Raw genomic sequence first — 20,363 nt, 5'->3', positions numbered from 1 at the left:
ATAGTATACACAATTACGACATAATTACAGCTCGAAATTGTACAGTGGTGTACTCAGGTAACGTTCTCCATTACTTGGAATAATGACAACGATCCGTTTACCCTTGCCCAATTGCTTAGCAAGTTTCAAAGCCGCATGGACAGCCGCGCCAGATGAAATACCGGACAAAATGCCCTCTTCCTTGGCCACTCTACGTGCTACCTCGAAAGCTTCGTCGTTTTCTACATGAATAATTTCATCATAGATATCACGGTTTAAAATTTCAGGAATAAAGTTGGCACCCAACCCTTGGATCTTGTGGGGTCCTGGCTTACCGCCTGCTAACAGCGGGGAAGAGGCAGGTTCTACGGCCACAACTTTAATATCAGGGAATTCTTTCTTAAGCACTTCACCGGCTCCAGAAATGGTTCCGCCAGTACCTATTCCCGCTATAAAAGCGTCCAGAGTTCCGCCAATGGAATGAATGGCTTCCACAATCTCAGGACCGGTCGTTTCACGGTGAATTTTGATATTAGCTTTGTTCTTGAACTGCTCAGCAGCAAAATAATCCGGATTTTCACTCAGCAATTCTTCCATTTTCTTAACGGACCCGTTCATGCCTTCTGATCCTGGTGTTAACACAAGTTCGGCTCCATAAGCGCGCAACAAATTACGACGCTCTATGCTCATCGTTTCTGGCATAACGATGACTGCCTTATAGCCCTTCGCAGCAGCAACCATAGCCAAGCCGATTCCTGTATTACCGCTAGTTGCTTCAATAATGGTACCGCCTGGCTTAAGCAGACCTTCACGTTCAGCTTCTTCTACCATACTAATCGCAATACGGTCTTTTACACTGGAGCCTGGGTTCTGATATTCCAGTTTCAAATAGATTTCGGCGCTATCTTCCGGTACGATCCGGTTGAGGCGAACAAGGGGGGTTTCCCCGATAAGTTCGGTGATGTTATTAACAACTTTAGCCATGATAATTCCTCCCTGACTGTAGATGATATATTAAAAAATGCGAAATCATATTGTAGATCATTCTTAGTCAATCAATTTAATTTTGTACCGTTCATTTAATTTCCGATAAAAATAGTGGGTTTTATACGCTAATCATAACAATCTTCAATTCCAATGTCAATACAAGTGAGTAAGCTGCGATGCTGTCAACCCGCGTTATCAGCATCGCGCTTCCTTCAAACCAATATTCTTTCACTACGTTACAGAGAAGCGGAGGATGCATTCTTTTCAGATAAAATACGCGCTCCATACTTATCACGCAGACTCTTCTCAACCTCTTCCAAAGGAGCGGCTTGTGCAAGCGCAAGAGATCGACGAATTTGCTGCCGGATCTGCTGCTTATCCGGAGAATTCTTCAACCGGACATCCTGTACATAAATGACAGCATAGCCATCGTTAACAGAGATTGGACCCGCAACATCCCCAGAGCTTAGCTCTCTCGCCGCCTTCATAATCGCCTCCGGTTGAAATGGATCATATTCATCCACCCATCCCAGCTGTCCACTGCTATCTTTGTCGAAAGGCTTACGTGAATGCTCTTGAATCAGCACATCGAAGCTCTCCCCCTGCTTAACCCGGTCTAGCAGCGCTTCTGCCTCCTCCGCATTATCCACATAAAGAGCTGCCAATTGGATCTGCTTACCGACGGCAAATTCCTCGGGATGCTGCTCCCAATACTCGTCAATCTCAGCTTCCCGAACTTGAATACCCTGCGTAGCTATTTTCTCCAAACCAATCCGGTATTCCGCTTCATTCCGCAAGTCAACCGGATCTAAGCCAAACTGTCGCTGCATTTCATCAAAGTAGGTATGATCTGATTCATACCCTTTACTATCCTGCTCCAGCACCTGCTGTAAATCCTCTTGGGTGATCTTGATACCGAGACGCTTGGTTTCAGCCTGCACGGCTTTACGATTCAACATTTGCAACAGCGTATTGGTTCCATATCGCTTTTTCAGTTCCGCTACCCACTGTTCCTCCGATATGCCTTCCTGACCCATCTCCGCCACAGTATGATCGCCGTCATCCTTGCTTACATCACCCGGCTTTGGCAGCCCCCGAAGCATGATAAGACCACCCAAGGCGGCGACGCTAACGGTCAGAATAATGACAGCTGTCCATAATCCCTTTTCCCGTGTAGTCATCGCTTGCACCGCCCATCCGGTTAGGCTTTGGCTTGATCTAACAGATTTTGCAGCTCATCTTTATTAAACTGATAAGCCTCATTACAAAAGTGACATACGACCTCAGCCTGTCCTTCTTCCTCAATTAACTGCTCTAATTCGCTTTCTCCCAAACTGATCAATGTTTTTTCCACGCGCTCACGTGAACACTCACATTGAAAATGGATATCCAATTCATCGAGAATCCGAACGTCCGGCAACATCCAGCGCAGCATTTCATCAAGTTCCAACCCTTGATCCAGCAAAGCGGTAACGGGCGGAATGGAGCTGACTGCATTTTCGATCGCAGTTATCTCATCATCATTCAAGCCTGGAAGCAACTGAATAATAAATCCACCGGCCACAATAACCGAGTTATCAGTATCTACCAGCACACCCAAGCCCACCGCTGACGGGGTTTGTTCCGATTTGGCAAAATAATAGGTAAAGTCCTCACCCAGTTCACCAGAAATAATCGGAGTACTGCCGCGATACGGTTCTTTTAACCCCAAATCCTTGATGATATGAATGAACCCCTCTGTACCTACAGCACCCGCTACATCCAGTTTGCCCATACTATTGCTCGGCAAATGCACATGTGGTTCAGTAACATAACCTCGCACTTCCCCTACAGCATTGGCATCAACGACGATTTGCCCAATTGGTCCATCACCTTTAACTTGAATGGTCAATCGCTCTTTGCCTTTTAGCATAGAACCCATAATAGCTCCTGCTGTGAGGGTTCGCCCCAAAGCAGCGGTAGCCGTTGGATACGTATCATGTCTTCTCCGCAATTCCTCTACCAATTGAGTTGTCCGAACAGCAAAAGCTCTAACCCTCCCATCCATGGCTGTGCCACGAATAAGTCGATCCTGCTTATTTTCCATATTGATATCCTCCCCTATTCTCCAGGACAGCTATGCTGCTTATTTTCGTTAGTATTGCTCATCATTGAAGCATAATTTCCTACTATATAAACAACCTGCATCGACAGATCACGCGAATTGTTCAAAAACGTAACATATTTCAGTATAGACGAAAAACGCCGCTAATCCAAACCGATAAGATCATCGGTTGGACGCAGCGGCAGCTTATATCCACTTTTTTATTCAGCGTTACGTTGGTAAATGATACGTAATCCTTCGAGCGTCAACATCGGCAACACTTTCTGAATGCTCTCTGTCTCTGATGCGATTAGCTCTGCAAGACCTCCGGTAGCAATAACCGTAGGCTCCGCCTGCATTTCTTCCTTAATGCGCCTCACAATGCCATCCACTTGCCCAGCATAACCGAAGATAATCCCAGCTTGCATGGCATGAACCGTATTACGACCAATAACCTTTTTGGGTTTCTCCAACTCGATGCGGGGCAGCTTGGAAGCCCGTTGATACAGTGCCTCTGTCGAAATCCCGATACCCGGTACAATTACACCACCCAGGTAGTTTCCCTTATCGTCAATACAATCAAACGTCGTCGCGGTTCCAAAATCCACCACAACCAGCGGCCCGCCGAACCGTTCGACAGCCGCAACAGCGTTCACGATCCGATCCGCACCTACTTCACGCGGATTCTCATAACGCAGGTTAAGACCGGTCTTGATTCCCGGTCCGACGATTAACGGCGTTTTGCCTATGTATTTATCGCACATTTCTTCTAATACACGGACCAATGGCGGAACGACAGAGGAAATAATAACTCCATGGATGTCATCCTTTAATACGCCACCCATACTAAAAAGATTATGTATGAGTACGCCGTATTCATCTGCGGTTGCCTGTCTGGAGGTACTGATCCGGTAATGGTGCAACAGCTCCCGCCCTTCGTACATCCCCAGAACAATATTGGTATTACCTACATCCACTACAAGAATCAATGGGTGTCACCTATCTTTCTTTGCGTTAAGGTCAAGGCTGATATCCAGGTTATTGAAAGAGTATGTCAGCCTGCCTACAGAAATCACATCTACGCCACTCTCAGCCATCTCACGCACTGTATCCAGCGATACATTGCCCGAGGCTTCTGTTTTGACATGTGGTGCCCGTTCTCGAATGAACCGAACGGCTTCCTTCATATCTGGGGCAGACATGTTATCCAGCATAATGATATCCGCCCCAGCTTCCAGGGCTTCCTGCACTTGTTTCATGTTTTCCGTCTCAACTTCAATCGTCATCGTATGCGGTATATTAGCGCGCGCTCGACTCACAGCTTGTTCAATCCCACCTGCGCCCTTAATATGATTATCCTTAATCATAACAGCATCGTACAGGCCAAAGCGATGATTCGAGCCACCGCCTACACGAACAGCATACTTCTCCAGCAGCCGATGTCCCGGTGTTGTTTTGCGTGTATCCACCAATCGGGTGGACAAACCATGCAATTGATCTATAAAAGCTCGAGTCCGCGTGGCAATGCCAGACATTCGTTGGAGCAAATTTAACGCCAGTCGCTCTCCAGTCAGAATCGCATGGGTACTTCCATTTACTTCAGCCAAAACGCTTCCCTTTTCAATCCACTGTCCATCGGTCACCAGCGGAGTAAACGACAAGGAAGGGTCCACTACCTGAAATACAAGGGCAGCCACGGGTAAACCCGCAACTACGCCGCTCTCCTTGGCATGAATGACAGCCTTGGATTGGTGGCCCTGCTCAATCGTCCAGCGCGTGGTCACATCGCCAGAGCCCGTATCTTCTCGCAGCCAGCTGCGAATTTGTGCCGTCAGTTCCTCCTGATATCCACTAAACTCTCCATAAAGCTCGCTGTTAGATGTCATGAACGTACTCCTCCGTTATCCCTTGATCACGTCGCTGCTGAACATGCTTTCGCCAGGCGCTATCATCTGTCTCAGGAAAATCCTCGCGATAATGCGCTCCCCGGCTCTCCTCACGCAGTAGCGCACCATCTGTTACTAATAAAGCACATGTGAGCAAATTGGCAAATTCGATCTCTTCCCGGCTAGCGATCACAGCCCCGAAAATAGGCATTTGCCCTTGCAGCTCATCTAATGCTGCTTGCAGCCCCTCGCCGTGCCGACGAACTCCAGCATAACGAACCATTGCTTCTTGCAGCTTAAGCCGTTGCTCCGTGACGGATGAAGCCGGGAACTCTGTGCGGTTATCGCTATAAGATATCAACGTATGGCCGACCAGCGGTGGCAATGAATGCAGTCGCTCAATAATCCTGCTGGCGAATACAATAGCTTCAGATAATGAATTGCTCGCAAGACGATTAGCTCCATGAACACCTGTAGAAGAGGTCTCCCCGCAAGCGAATAAACGCGCAATGGAGCTTTCCCCGTGTAAATTGGTCTGAACACCACCCATCATGTAATGGGCAGCAGGCGCAATGGGAATCCAGTCTGTCGTCATATCCAAACCAAATGACAGACATGTCCGATAAATAGTTGGAAAACGTCGCTTCACCCGCTCAGGCGGCTCATGCGTAATATCCAAGTATACAAACGCAGCTTGGGTGCGTTCCATCTCATGAATGATAGCACGAGCTACGATATCTCTGGGTGCAAGCTCCTGCCGTGAATCATACTTGTCCATGAAGCGTTCTCCGTGAATATTGCGTAACACGGCTCCCTCTCCCCGTACAGCTTCGGAAATTAGAAACCTTGGAGCGCCCGGATGGCACAACGCCGTAGGATGAAACTGTATGAATTCCATATCCCGGACAATCGCCCCAGCACGATACGCCATAGCAATACCATCCCCGGTTGCAATATCCGGGTTGGTCGTATAACGGTATAATTGCCCGCTACCTCCTGAGCACAAAATCGTTGCATTAGCAGTGATATACGACCTTTCCCCACCTGGCTTTTGGACGAGGGCCCCAATACACTCACCATGCTCAGTCAGCAGGTCGATGACCATGCACTCTTCCCACACTTCGATACCGGGATGAGCAGCAACCTGCTTTGACAACGCACGAACAATTTCATAACCCGTAGCGTCCCCATTCGCATGCAGAATACGCCGATGGCTATGCGCTCCTTCCCGTGTCAATGCTAGTTCACCATCCACACGATCAAAAGCCGTTCCCATACGTATTAACTCTTGAATACCACCTGGACCTTCATGGACAAGCGTTCTGACCGCCTCAGGTTCGCACAAACCTGCACCAGCAATCAGGGTGTCCTGCATATGATAAGCAGGTGTATCCTCATCCGATGTGACAGCAGCAATGCCGCCTTGAGCATAACGTGTGTTGCTTTCCATCAAAGTCTTCTTGGTGATCAGCAACACTTTCCGATTCTCTGCAGCCTTAATGGCTGTATATAAGCCCGCAATGCCCGAGCCGATAATTAACACGTCGGCTTCCAATCGGGTCAATTCCGCTACATCAAAATCAACTAGATATCTTGGAATCATGACTTCACCTGATTTCACAGAAGAATAGCGCACACCATAGGTTCTACAGTATGCGCTCACGTATATGTTCAAAATAATAGAAAGTCGATTGCAGCAGCTGTTGGCTTTTATAAGCTAAGAAGACGACAGCCGTTTATTTAACAATAAATGTACACAACGTTCCGGTGTCTGTCAAATCACGTTAGCAATAATCTTCCATTTAAAAAGCTCCGGAAAACCAATAATACCTGGTTCCCCGGAGCTTGCATATAAGCTTATTCAACTATCCATTGAATGATTAGGTTGTTGACGGTGGAGTACCACCGGAGTTGCCCGAATTGTTATCATCCTCTGGCTTTTGCAGATTAGGGATATCATTCGGTTGATCTGTTGTATTCTTAGGCTCTTCATCCTTACCTTGAATACGTACACGGACGTCTCCAATGTTGTCGATCACAGGCTCACCGTTTTCCGGTGTTCCTTCTCCCTCAGTCGTGCCACCATCCAAAGAACCTGTCTCAATCAAACGTTTGATTTGTTCAAGTTCCAAGGTTTCTTCTACCAGCAAGGTTTGAGCAATCAAATGAACCTCTTTGGAATACTTGGTCAGGAGTTCTCTAGCACGCTCATAAGATTCAGTGATGAAACGATTCATCTCCTGGTCAATCTGATAAGCGATCTGATCACTGTAGTTCTGCTCATGACCGATATCGCGTCCAAGGAATACTTGGCCTTGTGAAGTACCGAACTGCATCGGACCAAGTTTCTCACTCATACCATATTCTACGATCATGCTACGTGCGATGCTTGTTGCTTGTTGGAAGTCGCTATAGGCTCCTGTTCCGATCTCACCAATGAACAGTTCCTCGGATACGCGTCCACCCAACAATCCAGTGATTTTGTCCAGCAATTCCTGCTTAGTTGTCAGCATGCGGTCTTCCTTCGGAAGCATGATGACATATCCGCCTGCACGTCCACGTGGAATAATCGTTACCTTGTGAACCATGTCGGCATTTTCCAAGAAGAAACCAATAATCGTATGGCCTGCTTCATGATAAGCAACAATTCGTTTCTCGCGGTCACTGATTACGCGGCTGCGTTTTTCTGTACCTACGATAACACGGTCGATGGCTTCATCTACTTCTCGCATCGAAATATCCCTGCGGTTACGACGAGCCGCCAACAAGGCAGCTTCGTTCAACAGATTTTCGAGATCAGCGCCTGTAAAGCCTGTTGTACGTTTCGCAATTACGTCCAATTTAACATCCTTCGTTAACGGCTTGTTGCGAGCATGTACATACAATACTGCTTCACGGCCTTTAACATCTGGACGGTCAACCGTAATTTGACGGTCAAAACGTCCTGGACGAAGCAACGCCGGGTCGAGAATATCCGGACGGTTTGTAGCAGCTACGATGATAATACCTTCGTTTGCGCCGAATCCATCCATCTCTACGAGCAATTGGTTGAGCGTCTGCTCACGTTCATCATGTCCGCCACCCAATCCAGCGCCACGTTGACGTCCAACGGCATCAATCTCATCAATGAAAATGATACAAGGTGCGTTCTTCTTAGCGTTCTCGAACAAATCACGAACACGGGAAGCACCGACCCCGACGAACATTTCTACAAAATCAGAACCTGAGATACTGAAAAACGGTACTCCAGCCTCGCCTGCAACAGCTCTTGCCAAGAGTGTTTTACCCGTACCTGGAGGGCCCACTAACAGAACACCTTTCGGAATACGAGCGCCCACAGCTGCAAACTTGCGTGGGTCCTTCAAGAATTCTACGACTTCGACAAGCTCCTGCTTCTCTTCGTCAGCCCCTGCCACGTCCTCGAACGTAACCTTCTTCTTCTCTTCGTTATACAGACGGGCTTTGCTCTTGCCGAAGTTCATAACTTTGCCGCCACCGCCCTGTGCCTGATTAAACAGGAAGAAGAACAACAGGAACATGATCACCAAAGGAATGATAGAAGTCAAAAACGTCAGCCAGATGCTTTCGCCTTCCATTTTCTTCTGTACATATTCAAACCCGTTCGTTTCGCTGGCATTTACCAGTTCACTTAGTGCTTGATCCGTTGGTGGAACATATACGGAAAAATTGGTCGATTTAGCATTAGCCGGCTGCTTCTTATATGCACCGGTTACAAGATAGGCGTAACCGTCAAATTGGACCGTTACTTTAGAGATGTTATTAGCTTTAACCTCTTGCCGTAATTGGTCATATCTAGGGAGATCGGAGGCTTCGTTACTGTTACTAACAAACTGAACGATACCCACCACAACTAAAAAAAGAATCAAATAAAAACCAGAATTCCGGATGAACCGATTCATCCCCTACCTCCTCTCGAGACACTTAAGTTATTTTACCATAGCCTGTAAGTCCTTCTCAACAAAGGGCCTTATTTAGTCCTAGGACTGGAGGCTGAGATTAGCTGGTATAGATTTCCGGCTTCAAAATCCCTATGTATGGGAGGTTCCGGTAGTGCTCGGCATAGTCCAGACCATAGCCGACAACAAACGCATCTGGAAGCGTAAATCCAGTATAATCTGCTTCAAGATTAACCGTCCGGCGTGCAGGCTTGTCGAACAAGGTTACGACACATACCGAATTGGCATTACGATTCTTGAGCAGTTCAATCAAATGTGTCAGCGTCAGGCCGCTGTCGATAATATCTTCGACAATCAGAACGTCGCGTCCTTCCACAGATGCGTCCAAATCCTTAATGATTTTGATGATACCTGAGGATTTTGTGGACGCTCCATAACTTGATACAGCCATGAAATCAAGCTCCAATGGCACTGTAATGGATTTAACCAAATCAGCCATAAAGATAAACGCACCTTTCAGTACGCAAATCACCAATGGATTTTTCCCTTCATATTTTACGCTGAGCTGTGCACCCAATTCCTTAATTTTACTCTGAATTTCTTCTTCGCTGATCAATATTTCCTGAATATCATTTTGCAACGGTGTAAACCTCCTAAGTTTATACTATGAAAGCCGTTCCTGTGCAATTACCGGTGCCCCGGACTCTCTCGTCTTTGCCATGACATATATATAACCGAAGACGTGTGCTCTTGCACCGCGGCATGTACAGAACGTCGTACGCCCGGAATCCAGAGAATAGCTCCAGAGTGGTCGCAGACGATGGGAATAACGGAACGCATTGAAGGAGGTATTTTTTCATTAATAAAAATATCTTTAACCTTTTTTCTTCCGTTTAATCCCATTACATACATGGTATCTCCAGGTAATCGCGAGCGTACAGTCAAAGGCAGACTCAATTGATCTGCGTCGAACCACGCTTCCTCCTTATTGGCCGGATGATCCCCATCCAAATAGGAAGCCCTTCGCCACCGAAGTATACCACCTGCCTCAGGCAACTCTAGCTCACCGGAAATAGGCAATACACTTAGTCCATAGCACCATTCGCCCATAACGACTTGCGTACGGTCAAACAAAACCGCTTGGTCATATTCCCGGACTCCAACCGCACCGCCTCCCAAATCCAAACTCCATGTAGAAGATGCCTCTTGGAGAAGTCTTAGTCGAACGGTCTCAATTTTACGAAAATCAAAATTTTCACTGTCCGAAGGCAGATAATTTAATATTAGTTTAATCAACCTCCGTTGTAAAGCAACGGGTAGCTTACGGTATGAAGCGATGGGAAACATGTACCTGCCATTATCCAAGCTCACCATTTTCTCGTATACTGACAGCGTAGATGCCTCCATAAAGTCATTTTCGTCAGCCATCGTTTCGGCCAGCCGGTTCAGAGATGGTGTCAGTCGCTCATTATATTGCCCCAAAAAAGGAAGCACATCCATGCGGATGGCGTTACGGCGGTATTTGGACGATAAATTAGTGCTGTCTATCACGTAGGAAAGACCATACAAGTTACAAAACTCAATCAGGTCAGCCTTGTACATACGTAGCAGCGGGCGAATGAGTTGCACATTTTTTTCATTGCGTGCCAAACGCATACCCGCCAAACCTGCTGGGCCGCTACCACGCAGCAAGTGCAAGAGAACCGTTTCGGCTTGATCGTCGCCATGGTGAGCCATTGCAATATGCTGTGCTTCCCACTTTGTAGCCATATCATGTAAAAAGCTGTAGCGCAGCTCGCGTGCTGCTTCCTGTGGTCCCTTACCACTCTCCTTCATATAAGCGGGTACATCGACCCGAGTCATTTCAAATGGAAGTTCAAGCTTTCGGGCAATATTGCGTACCACTTCAGCCTCCGCATCCGATTCCTCTGGTCTGAATCCATGATGAACGTGAGCGCAGACGAGTTGTAAAGGCATATGTATAACGGATATTTCATGTAAAATGTGCAAAAGGGCCACCGAATCCGGCCCACCGGATACAGCAACCACAATGCGGTCTCCGGGGCTCCACAGTGAATGATCTCGCGCCAAAGCGAGCACTTCCTGTACAACACCGGTCGGTTTTGTTGTTCCCATTCCCGACCCTCTTTTCTTCCGACCGTAAAAATGATGATCATCTGTTATCTTATGTAAGTCATGCTGCTACCTTAACGCAATCCAGAGCGCTCCGGCAAGCAGCAAAAGCGATACCGTGAAAGCATATCCCAGCCAGCGTGGATTCCCTCTTTTGACCGACGATTGCCTGACATGTGCGGAAGCCAAACGTGACCAAGATCGGGCCGCTGCACGAGTATCGGAATATTCTCCACGCACTGCACCCAGTAGCCATTCGGCATAGGGGCGTAATACACGGCTGCGGCGAATGATGACCGTCAATTCTGCCGTATTACGCAACTGTGGCAGCCTGCTGGCAGCCGCCTTTAACGATTCGCTCTCCAATATATGAATCGTTAGAAGAGCGAAGGCAAACAGGTCATACTGGGAATCGGCATTTCGGCTGCCAGCATTCCAAAATCCCCTGTCATACCATTCTGTAAATTGTTTAACACTCCGGCCAGCAAGAGACACCCCACCGTAGTCAATTAATTCAGCCTCTCCATAGGCATTGACCAAAATATTCTGCGGCTTCAGGTCGCCAAACACCCACCCTGCCTGATGGAGATCCGCCAGACGATTCAGTATACCGGTTCCAGCCACGCCATACCATTCCGGCCCTTTGGCTGCCACAAAGCGATGAAGTGGATCACCCTTAACGTACCGCATAACATAAAAGGGTATCTCTCCGCTGCGTAACACTACATCATCCACCTCAAACAAAAAGGAAGGATTTCCATTTCGCTGGAGGGCGGCCTGAGTGCCCTGAGACTGCAATGTGGTCAGCACATTAATCTCCGATTGCAGATCAAGCGTGTTCTTCCCCATTTTCAGAGCAAATTGCCGATCGGCCTGTGCTTCTTTTACCAAATATACAGTTCCGTTCGCTCCCCGGCCCAGCAAGCGCTGGATGACATAGCTGCTCCGCTTCCACTTGCCCTTGATGACCGTTCCGGGTGCAAGAACGGGATCAGACGACGTAGTCACCGAGCATCCCTTCTCCTTTGCCATAGGATTCTTCCAGATCTTTCTGTTCTCCTAGTGTAACATATCGGTAATAATCAATCACTTGTAAAATGGCAGGACCTGTCGGCGTCGCCCCTTTCATCCGCAAGCGTCCAAATATCGATTTGATCTGGTTAAGCTCAGAGGTCCAACCGATATCCATGACTGCGTCTTCTCCCATTTTGCCGCCTGGGAAATGAAATACCGATAGACGGCTGTGTCCGCTTCTCGACTGCAAGCTGAGCAGCAAATCGCGAATGCTGTCCTCTACAGCAGGCAGCTTGGGCTTCATGCTCGCACTTGCATCAATGAGCAAGGCAATCTCCAGGGTGCTTGTTTCTGTCAGCTCGTCCATCACCTCAACTACTTGGGCTCGTTTTGCCGGAGGAAGTTCACCGATATGTTTGGCGCCACCCTCGCCCAAAATGTGCGTTAACTCTCTATTAACCGCCTGCTGAATGGTTTGAACCACCGTTTTGCGCGTCATCATCTGCATGGTCTGTGCCAACTGCTTCGTCCCAACGATTTGGCTAAACCCTCCCCCTGCTTTAGCAATTTCTTGAATCTCCGCGCTGCCAAGCTCGCCAATAGTTCCATAATCTATGACTCCGGCGACATTCACTGTAATACCTTCCCGTAGAGCTTGGGCAGCCGCCATGACTGGACTAACACCTACATTTGAGCACCCGTCTGTTATGATCAAAATTTGCTTCATCGTTTTTTGACCTCCGCTTCCTCTTAATCTATTCCGATAGATTCTATCTTTGCCTAATCCGGAACGATTCAAACGAAGGATGCGGATTTTTAAAAAGCGAATAAGGAATTTCCCGGGCAATGTCGGATTAGCTCACCGTCCGTGGACGTTCCAACCACCTCATGCCAGGTACATGGAGAGTTGCCCATTCTGGGCGGAAGTGATCTATTTTACTAACGACTACTGTCATATCGTCATAGATTTGATTTTGTTGGTATCGAATAACCCGTTCTAGCAAACAGTCGGCCAACTGCTGAGGATCTTCGCTTTCAATCTCCTGAATCATGCGTTTCATCCATATTTCCTTATTAACCGCGTAACCCGGTGAGTCGTATATACCGTCTGTAATCATAATGAGAATATCACCCGGCTGGAGCTGCAGGGATACCAAATCAATTTCAATATCCTGTATAATGCCAATCGGCAAATTGCTGGCAGATACGGGAATGACCTCCTCTCCTCTTTTAATAAAGCTTGGCGTAGACCCAATTTTCATAAAGGTTGTCTGGGCCGTATACTGATCAATCAGCGCCATATCGACCGTAGCATACATTTCCTCAGGTGATCGCAGCATCAGGACAGAGTTAACCGACTTGATCGCCAATTTTTCGTCCATACCCGATTGCAGTAATTCCTCTAAAATGTTAAGTGCTGCACTGCTCTCTTGCTGCGCGCGCTCTCCGTTCCCCATACCATCGCTTAACGAGACTGCAAAAGTCCCGTTCCCTAGCTCCATCATGCTGTAGCTGTCTCCTGAGAAAAAATCGCCTCCTTTGGCGGCGCTAGCTACCCCTGTAGCAATCTCATACGTTTTAGCAGAGCCGAACATGACTGTAGCTAAGCCTTGGCGGCGATCTGCCTCCGTTTCGCGCATCACAGCTATATGCTCGTCCAGTATGTCCGACAGCAGTGGAGCAATGATTTTCCGACATTCATCAAATCCCCTTGTATAGGCATGGACAATCTCTATTTCTACCTGACCTGCATCCAGGTTAATAATCTCAATAGATTGGATGGACAATCCCAGTCTATCAAGAGCCTCTCGTATTTGCTCCTCCTGCCGATGCATGGTCTGCCCTTCCCGCTGAATTTCTCGCGCTAAATCCTCCATAATTTGTGATACACCCGATAGCTGGTCAGCAACAAGCTGACGACTATCGTATACTTGGCGCTTCCATTGCATATTATGTTGGTAGAGGCTATACTGCTGCTTCATCACTTGCAGGACAGCGCCCGTTTTAGCACATGCCTTGCTCCATTGCGGGGGTATCTGCTCCGGCTCCAAATCCGGGTTATCCTCAATGGCGCTCATCATTTCCGTCATATACTGATGGGTTTGCATAAACTTGCCGTCCCAGCACTGCTCACACTTGAAGCAGGAGGCACATGTCCCTTCGGCCACCGCATTCATAAAATGTTCGATTTCTCCGTCCGACTTCGTACTCTCACTCGCAGATATCTGGTGAAAGCTGCGGGATAACTGACTGAATACACGGGAAAACTTCGTTACCCGCTCTGCGGTGAGATCGCGAACCCTTTTGGCATATTCATGCTGATATTTAGCATGGTCCTGCGTACCGGGAACATAGGTAGAAACCGCTTTAAAGAAACTTTTTGGGGTCATTAAAAATAATAGAATCGCCGCACAGCTCTCCCAGGTTGACGTCAGCACGTCCCCGGTCCCATCCAAATAGATCGTCAGAATGGAGGAGCCTAGCAGCATCCCAAGCGCAACAGCACCTTTTTTCCCTTCACGCAGCATCCCTGCCAGCAAACCTGCAAAAGCGAGTAAACTCATCTGCACAATTGCAGACATATTGGCCAAGCTTAAAATTAAACCGGTAATTACACCGACCGATGCACCCAGCGAAGCACCTCCCACCAAAGCAAACACCAAGACCAAATATCGCGACAATACATGATCGACAGACAATGAATGAACAGTCCATCCTACTGCTCCCGTCATCACAGAGGCTAATAATATAATAAGACATAAAATTTCCTCATTTTTGAGCTGGCTTGTCTTCTTGCGGTACGTAAACAACGGTATGGCCTGTGTAAATACCAGCGTAAGCATAAAGCTGAGAACCGCATCCGTTCCCACAATGATAAGTTCATACCATGTGAAAGTTGGAGCCATCACGGCGTTAAATAAATTGACCATAAACACAGACAAGAAAACCATAAGCGGAGCATAGGATAGTTCCAGACGATCGAAGGTTCGTAACCCGCGATACAGGAAATAAAATACCAGTAGCTCACCACCAATCATAAATAACGATGGGTAAGGAGCTAACAGGCTGCCTAACACAACGGATACAGCTACAGGCAGCATCAGGTCACGCCGAAGGAACGTTATGACCGCAAAATAAGCGAGGGCAAAAGGAGAAAGCTCGTCCAAAATAGTGGCGCGTCCCAGTAGAACTCCCATAGCCGACAATAGCAGCATCCATCTTTGCGCTGTTACCCATTGCACCACTTTATGTGAATCCAGCCGTTTTCTGAGTCTGGAAGACCAACCTTCCGTACGCTCTTTGGATTTGGACTTTCTAGATTTTAACCCCGGAAAATGTACCACGTTCCATTTCTCCATCATGCGTCAGGCACCCCATTCATCAATTTGATGTTCCCATCTTAAACCGGAATGATTGAGAAAGTTTGTCAGAACCTCACGTCTTATTCCAAGAAATTTCCGACAAAAAAACGTTCTGCGCGAAAGGACAGAGCATCGCCTTGAACATCAAGCCACGCCCGTATGGAAGCAGATGGAAGTTGTGTCTCTTAACTCCTTGCTTGACCTCTCTATGTCGTCCATCACTATGACCAAGACTAGCGATTTGCACAGAAGATAGACGGAAAACCGTTGGAGTTTGTCGGACGATTATGTCCTCACGACAAAAAAAACATTCGCTTTCCAGCACGAATGCTTTCCTCGTCTTCATCAAAATTGCGAATCTCATAAAATGCATGTATAACGATAACCGGATTTATCGCCCACAGCCATTGCGTGTCGCATCTATTGTCGGTAGAACGCAAAAAAACCGTAGCAGTCTTTCGACTGTACGGTTTTCCGTGTATGGTTGATACGGTTGTCAAAGTGAATTAAACACGCTTCGCGCCGCGTCCTCCGCGTTTACCTTCGGTGTTCTTTTTCAGCGACGAAATGCGTTCCTCACTATCTTTCAGGAAGCGTGACATTTTATCCTCAAATGAAGGTTTACCCGGTGCAGGCTTGAAAGAACGGCCTCCACGATCGCGGTTGAAACCACCGCCACCACCACCGCGTCCTTGACTTGGACCTGAACCTCCACCGCCGAAACGGTCGCCTCCGCCTGGTCCTCCCGTACGCTCCGGTCTTGGAGCTCTTGGGGGACGGGCTTCACTTGCCGGCTTGTCAATCGTTTGCTTAATGGAAAGTCCGATTTTGCCATCTTTGTCAACATTAATGACTTTCACCGTCACGACATCATTAATCTTCAGGTGGTCGTTAACATCCTTAACATAGTTATCGGCGATTTCCGAGATGTGAACGAGACCCGTGACACCTCCAGACAAATCCACAAATGCTCCAAAATGCGTGATGCCTGTCACTTTGCCCTCTAACTTGGTGCCCACTTCAATTGCCATAGAATAAAATGATCCTCCCTTAAAATATACAACCGATTTTTTTGCAAAAAAATCCCGCTGTGGTGATTTGATTATACAAAATGGCGGAACCAAGGTCAACTAAGCATTGGCCCGATAATGTTCCTATTTCTGATCTCCGATGATTGGCGTCTCTTCCGGTTTGTAAAGACCGTACTTGCTTCTGGCAATCTCGCCAATGTACTCAGGGTCCTTGAGACGATTCACTTCGGTTTGAAGCTGTTGTTCCGTTTGTGTAGCAGCTTGCTTCTGCTTTTCCTTCTGGATGAGCTGTTCATTTCGATCGGCCATAATCATGCCTTGAGAAAAAAAGGTAAAAATTGCCCAACTACCAAAGGCGGCAAGCGATAGCAACCAAATCATGATTCGCCTGCGCCCGCCCGCGTTGGACTTGGACGTAGAAGATGAATGGCGATCTACAGACGAATTACGCATGATACTACCTCCTTCCAAACCATCTTTTCGCTGTGTTTTTCAGTCTGATACCCAGCTTTACGAGCGACTCTGGAGTCCTCCAGCGCGCTTTAAGTGGACCGATCAGCCATAGGATCGGCTTCCAAACCGGCATCAGGATGTATATCAGCATCCTTCCCAGGAACACAATAAGTGCCCATGTCCATCCGACTAGCTTGCGTAACAGCCGATACAGCGCTAACACCGGAAGAACAATCAGGATGCGCAGTATGCTGTTCACGATCAACGTCAGTCTGCGAACTATCTCTAATAACATTACCACAAAACGTTGGGTTGTAACACTAAAGGCCCAAAAATAGAGCCAAACCCCCAAAAGTAGTCCTAAAAAGACATAAAACCGCAGCTCACCGCGATTACTCGCGTATAGCACACGGAAAATAAACAAAGCCGAGGCCACCCAGTACAGCACGTCCAATATATGAACGCTCCAGCGGGCAAAATGAAAGCGGATGGACAGCACCCGGTAGCTGTCAAACACCACTCCCATGGCTATGCCCGACACCAGCATCCACGTTAACGTCAGCCATTGCGTGTAAGGGTTCATTTGAAGATCTTGCCGAATAGGCTTTTTCCGTTTTTAGCCGGGGCCCCGGGCTCCAGGTAGACGAGGGAAGTAATCAGACCTTCAATGGACAACAGTCCCTCTTCTAGGCTGAGGTTTTTGATATGTAAATGTTGTCCGCGAATGGTGAGATGGCCCAGCTCGGTCTGAAGCAAAAATTCTTCACTGTCAAAGCTCTCCACATTGCTGACGCCTGAAATATCGAGTTGCTTGCGGCTTTGCATGCGCAGATCATGGTGCTTCGACTTCCCTTGTTCAATCATGGCATGTACCCCTCCTTCTGTTCTTAGCTTATGAAGGGGGCCGTATGATTTAGAACCGCTTTTGCTGTTAATCAGCATATGATGGACGAAAACTCGTCATCTAAAGAAAAAAAGCATTCCTTCATAAAATAATGAAGGAATGCTTTCATGTACAGTTGTGAGAAAGTCAGATGTCTGCTTACCAGTTTAAACCATTGTCCCTGGCAATAGGCTCTTCCTTTACCAACGTGTACATACTTGCAGCCTCGTCCTTGCGTGTAGTGTCGGCGAGCCGTTCCACTCGCACGGTCACCAGCTTCTGGCCAAACTGGACGGTAATTTCATCGCCTACTTTGACCGCACTGCTCGGCTTGGCTTCGCGTCCGTTCACCAGCACTCTCCCTTGTTCGGAGACGTCCTTGGCTACCGTACGCCGCTTAATCAGCCGCGAGACTTTCAAGAATTTATCAAGACGCATTAGTTAACGGCTTCTTTAAGCTTATTACCGGCTTTAAAAGCAGGAACGGTCGATTCTGGAATTTCAATCGTGTTACCGGTTTGTGGATTGCGGCCTGTACGGCTGGAACGCTTGCGTGTTTCGAAAGTACCAAAGCCGATCAGTTGCACTTTGTCACCGCTAGCGAGTGCATCTGTAATTTCACCAAGAACGCCATTCAATACAGCTTCAACGTCACGTTTGCTCAAACCGCTTTTGCTGGAAATATTGTTGATCAGATCTGTCTTGTTCATAAGATAAAAGCCTCCCAAATGTCAAAAAATAATCATCACGCTACATGTCCATTGATGGAGCAGACGTGAGGTCCAACTGTGGCCGAAGCCCTTCTGAATGTCACTGTAACACGCTTAACTATAAGCTACAGTTATTTTCAGAATTACTACAAGTTATTCTGGCTTGTCCGTAAAAATCCTGCAATGACAGGCGTTTTTTTATTCGACCCCAGTTAAGCCAACATCCTACTACAAAACTCTGCCCATTGGCAAGTCCTCTCAAACTGGGCCTTCTTTCAACCCTGCATATGTCTCATTTTACTGTTCTGTGCAGCCAAAAGCGAATATGTGGAATCACGCTTTACCAAGGAGCTTTTTCGCTTCCTGCCAGTAAGTCTCCATTTCATCTACGCTGCTTTCTTCGGGACGACGCCCCTGCTCGCGTAATTTCTGCTCAATATACTGGAAACGGTCGACAAATTTGCGATTGGTAGCCGACAATGCCTCTTCCGGGTCTACTCCCATAAACCGGGCTGCATTCACGGCAACAAATAGCACATCGCCTAACTCCAGCAACTGGGCTTCCGCAGCATGCCCTTCACGAACCGCTTCCTTCAGCTCAGCCACTTCTTCGTCCAATTTATCGAATACGCCCTCAATGCTATCCCAGTTAAAGCCCACTTTAGCTGCTTTCTTCTGGAGCTTGTACGATTTCATAAGAGCAGGCAGATCTCGCGGAACCCCGTCCAGTACAGAAGGGTATGCCGCCGTCGTGCCTTTAAGCCGTTTTTCCTCAGCCTTCATCTGCTCCCAGTTTTGCAGCGCTTCTTCCGCATCATTCGCTTGATTGTCACCAAATACATGTGGATGACGGAAAATAAGCTTATCATTCAGCCCCTGGATAACATCATACACATTGAAGGTTCCGACTTCCTCTTCCATTTGGGCATGCAGCAAAATTTGCAACAACAGATCGCCCAGCTCTTCCTTCATATGCTCAGGGTCGTCCTCATCTATCGTTTCGATGACTTCATACGTTTCTTCGATCAGATTTTTGCGAATCGACTGATGTGTCTGTTCACGATCCCAAGGACAGCCTTCCGGGCTGCGCAAAATATCGACAATCTCGTGTAAACGGTCAAAAGAACGCCGTTTCAGCGCTTCATCTTCACTGCGAGGTACGTATACCAAGGATAGGTTCCCGTAGCCCTCTACTCGATCCAGCTCGTACAGCGGTACCTTGTGCACCGCTTCCTCCCCTTCTACCCCAAGAGCGTGACCGACATATACCTCATAATCGTCAGGATACCGCTCCATCAGGCACAGCTTCACATCAGAAGCCGTAAAGGTGTCATACACCTGTCCGATCAGCGTATGCAGCTGAGGCTGGAGCCAGCTGGCATCCAGTGTTCCTGCGTCCAGCAGCTGAAAACCCTCAATCGGATCAAAACCAAGACGCACAAAAGCTTCATCCAGGAAACTTTCGCCGCCCAGAATATTCAGTTCAATCCCTTGCGCAGGACAACGCTCCTTAAGCAACTGCACCGCTGCTTCTGCCACCATAGGGTGACCAGGAACCGCATAGACGATTTCGCTTCCGTCTGCCGCCTTAGCAGCCGTCGTAATCAATTGGCTGGTAATTTCCTCGTATACCTCTGGGAAAGACTCTTTTGTCTCATATACCTCGTCAAACGACTCAAAAGCCACCTCAAACTCATTCAGCACTTGAACCGCAGGATGCTCCTTGGTCCGCAGATACAGCGCTGAAGCGCCTCGCATTTTGTTCAATATCCCTATCGTAAGCTGATCCGGATCCCCCGAGCCCAAACCTACGACCGTTAATGTTACGCTCATATCCCATCCTCCGTTTCGCAGAAACAAGGCTCATGCTCGAAAAAATACACGGCCTAACCCCGCCTCCGCTTCCTTTGCTTTGGCATTACTAT

19 protein-coding genes are annotated in these 20,363 nt (G+C 47.8%); all 19 read right to left on the bottom strand.

Going from position 1 to position 20,363, the window contains the following annotated elements:
- Window positions 1-24: 24 nt before the first annotated feature.
- The gene (gene cysK, locus ACYCS5_RS15090; RefSeq protein WP_029514630.1) at window positions 25-963 is read right to left on the bottom strand and encodes a cysteine synthase A; all 939 of its coding nucleotides are present in this window, start codon (window positions 961-963) and stop codon (window positions 25-27) included.
- Between the two features lie 239 nt (window positions 964-1,202).
- Window positions 1,203-2,147 carry a peptidyl-prolyl cis-trans isomerase gene (locus tag ACYCS5_RS15085; protein WP_459761286.1) on the bottom strand — a complete coding sequence of 315 codons (945 nt, stop codon included), beginning with the start codon at window positions 2,145-2,147 and terminating at the stop codon, window positions 1,203-1,205.
- A 20-nt stretch (window positions 2,148-2,167) separates the two neighbouring features.
- Window positions 2,168-3,052, bottom strand: a complete 885-nt coding sequence (gene hslO / locus ACYCS5_RS15080; protein WP_025718327.1) for an Hsp33 family molecular chaperone HslO — start codon at window positions 3,050-3,052, stop codon at window positions 2,168-2,170.
- 218 nt (window positions 3,053-3,270) lie between these two features.
- Complete coding sequence (locus ACYCS5_RS15075; RefSeq protein ID WP_039274025.1) at window positions 3,271-4,038, bottom strand: type III pantothenate kinase; 768 nt, start codon at window positions 4,036-4,038, stop codon at window positions 3,271-3,273.
- 6 nt (window positions 4,039-4,044) lie between these two features.
- Window positions 4,045-4,935, bottom strand: coding sequence for a carboxylating nicotinate-nucleotide diphosphorylase (nadC, locus tag ACYCS5_RS15070; protein WP_459761285.1), 891 nt, complete (start codon window positions 4,933-4,935; stop codon window positions 4,045-4,047).
- Window positions 4,925-6,538 (bottom strand): L-aspartate oxidase, encoded by a 1,614-nt coding sequence (gene nadB, locus ACYCS5_RS15065; RefSeq protein WP_459761284.1) that lies wholly within the window; start codon window positions 6,536-6,538, stop codon window positions 4,925-4,927. Before nadB ends, nadC begins: the two co-directional genes overlap by 11 nt.
- A gap of 277 nt (window positions 6,539-6,815) precedes the next feature.
- Window positions 6,816-8,855: an ATP-dependent zinc metalloprotease FtsH gene (gene ftsH, locus ACYCS5_RS15060; protein ID WP_340953579.1), complete on the bottom strand. Its 2,040-nt coding sequence runs from the start codon at window positions 8,853-8,855 to the stop codon at window positions 6,816-6,818.
- A 97-nt stretch (window positions 8,856-8,952) separates the two neighbouring features.
- A complete protein-coding gene (hpt, locus tag ACYCS5_RS15055) occupies window positions 8,953-9,492 on the bottom strand; it encodes a hypoxanthine phosphoribosyltransferase (RefSeq protein ID WP_023986447.1) in 540 nt (179 codons plus the stop codon).
- Window positions 9,493-9,539: 47 nt separating this feature from the next.
- On the bottom strand, window positions 9,540-10,988 hold the full coding sequence (tilS, locus tag ACYCS5_RS15050; protein WP_069011235.1) for a tRNA lysidine(34) synthetase TilS: 1,449 nt from the start codon (window positions 10,986-10,988) through the stop codon (window positions 9,540-9,542).
- 66 nt (window positions 10,989-11,054) lie between these two features.
- Window positions 11,055-11,993 (bottom strand): protein kinase domain-containing protein, encoded by a 939-nt coding sequence (locus ACYCS5_RS15045; RefSeq protein ID WP_023986445.1) that lies wholly within the window; start codon window positions 11,991-11,993, stop codon window positions 11,055-11,057.
- On the bottom strand, window positions 11,977-12,726 hold the full coding sequence (locus tag ACYCS5_RS15040; protein ID WP_029514624.1) for a vWA domain-containing protein: 750 nt from the start codon (window positions 12,724-12,726) through the stop codon (window positions 11,977-11,979). The genes ACYCS5_RS15045 and ACYCS5_RS15040 overlap by 17 nt, the downstream gene beginning before the upstream one ends.
- A gap of 127 nt (window positions 12,727-12,853) precedes the next feature.
- On the bottom strand, window positions 12,854-15,361 hold the full coding sequence (gene spoIIE, locus ACYCS5_RS15035; RefSeq protein ID WP_459761283.1) for a stage II sporulation protein E: 2,508 nt from the start codon (window positions 15,359-15,361) through the stop codon (window positions 12,854-12,856).
- A gap of 506 nt (window positions 15,362-15,867) precedes the next feature.
- Window positions 15,868-16,392, bottom strand: a complete 525-nt coding sequence (locus ACYCS5_RS15030) for a S1 domain-containing RNA-binding protein (protein ID WP_014279051.1) — start codon at window positions 16,390-16,392, stop codon at window positions 15,868-15,870.
- A 123-nt stretch (window positions 16,393-16,515) separates the two neighbouring features.
- Entirely contained in the window at window positions 16,516-16,845 is a 330-nt protein-coding gene (locus ACYCS5_RS15025; RefSeq protein ID WP_029514621.1) for an FtsB family cell division protein, read from the bottom strand.
- A 4-nt stretch (window positions 16,846-16,849) separates the two neighbouring features.
- The gene (yabQ, locus tag ACYCS5_RS15020; RefSeq protein ID WP_029514620.1) at window positions 16,850-17,428 is read right to left on the bottom strand and encodes a spore cortex biosynthesis protein YabQ; all 579 of its coding nucleotides are present in this window, start codon (window positions 17,426-17,428) and stop codon (window positions 16,850-16,852) included.
- Window positions 17,425-17,709 carry a sporulation protein YabP gene (gene yabP, locus ACYCS5_RS15015; RefSeq protein ID WP_025721693.1) on the bottom strand — a complete coding sequence of 95 codons (285 nt, stop codon included), beginning with the start codon at window positions 17,707-17,709 and terminating at the stop codon, window positions 17,425-17,427. Before yabP ends, yabQ begins: the two co-directional genes overlap by 4 nt.
- A 178-nt stretch (window positions 17,710-17,887) precedes the next feature.
- Window positions 17,888-18,166, bottom strand: a complete 279-nt coding sequence (locus ACYCS5_RS15010) for an RNA-binding S4 domain-containing protein (protein WP_016818913.1) — start codon at window positions 18,164-18,166, stop codon at window positions 17,888-17,890.
- On the bottom strand, window positions 18,166-18,438 hold the full coding sequence (locus ACYCS5_RS15005; protein ID WP_007428028.1) for an HU family DNA-binding protein: 273 nt from the start codon (window positions 18,436-18,438) through the stop codon (window positions 18,166-18,168). The genes ACYCS5_RS15010 and ACYCS5_RS15005 overlap by 1 nt, the downstream gene beginning before the upstream one ends.
- Before the next feature lie 333 nt (window positions 18,439-18,771).
- Complete coding sequence (gene yabN / locus ACYCS5_RS15000) at window positions 18,772-20,271, bottom strand: bifunctional methyltransferase/pyrophosphohydrolase YabN (RefSeq protein ID WP_209950316.1); 1,500 nt, start codon at window positions 20,269-20,271, stop codon at window positions 18,772-18,774.
- Window positions 20,272-20,363: the final 92 nt, after the last annotated feature.

The organism is Paenibacillus sp. SEL3, assembly GCF_054602585.1.
The sequence above is the reverse complement of the archived record's forward strand: the minus strand, read 5'-3'. Positions and strand labels throughout refer to the sequence as shown.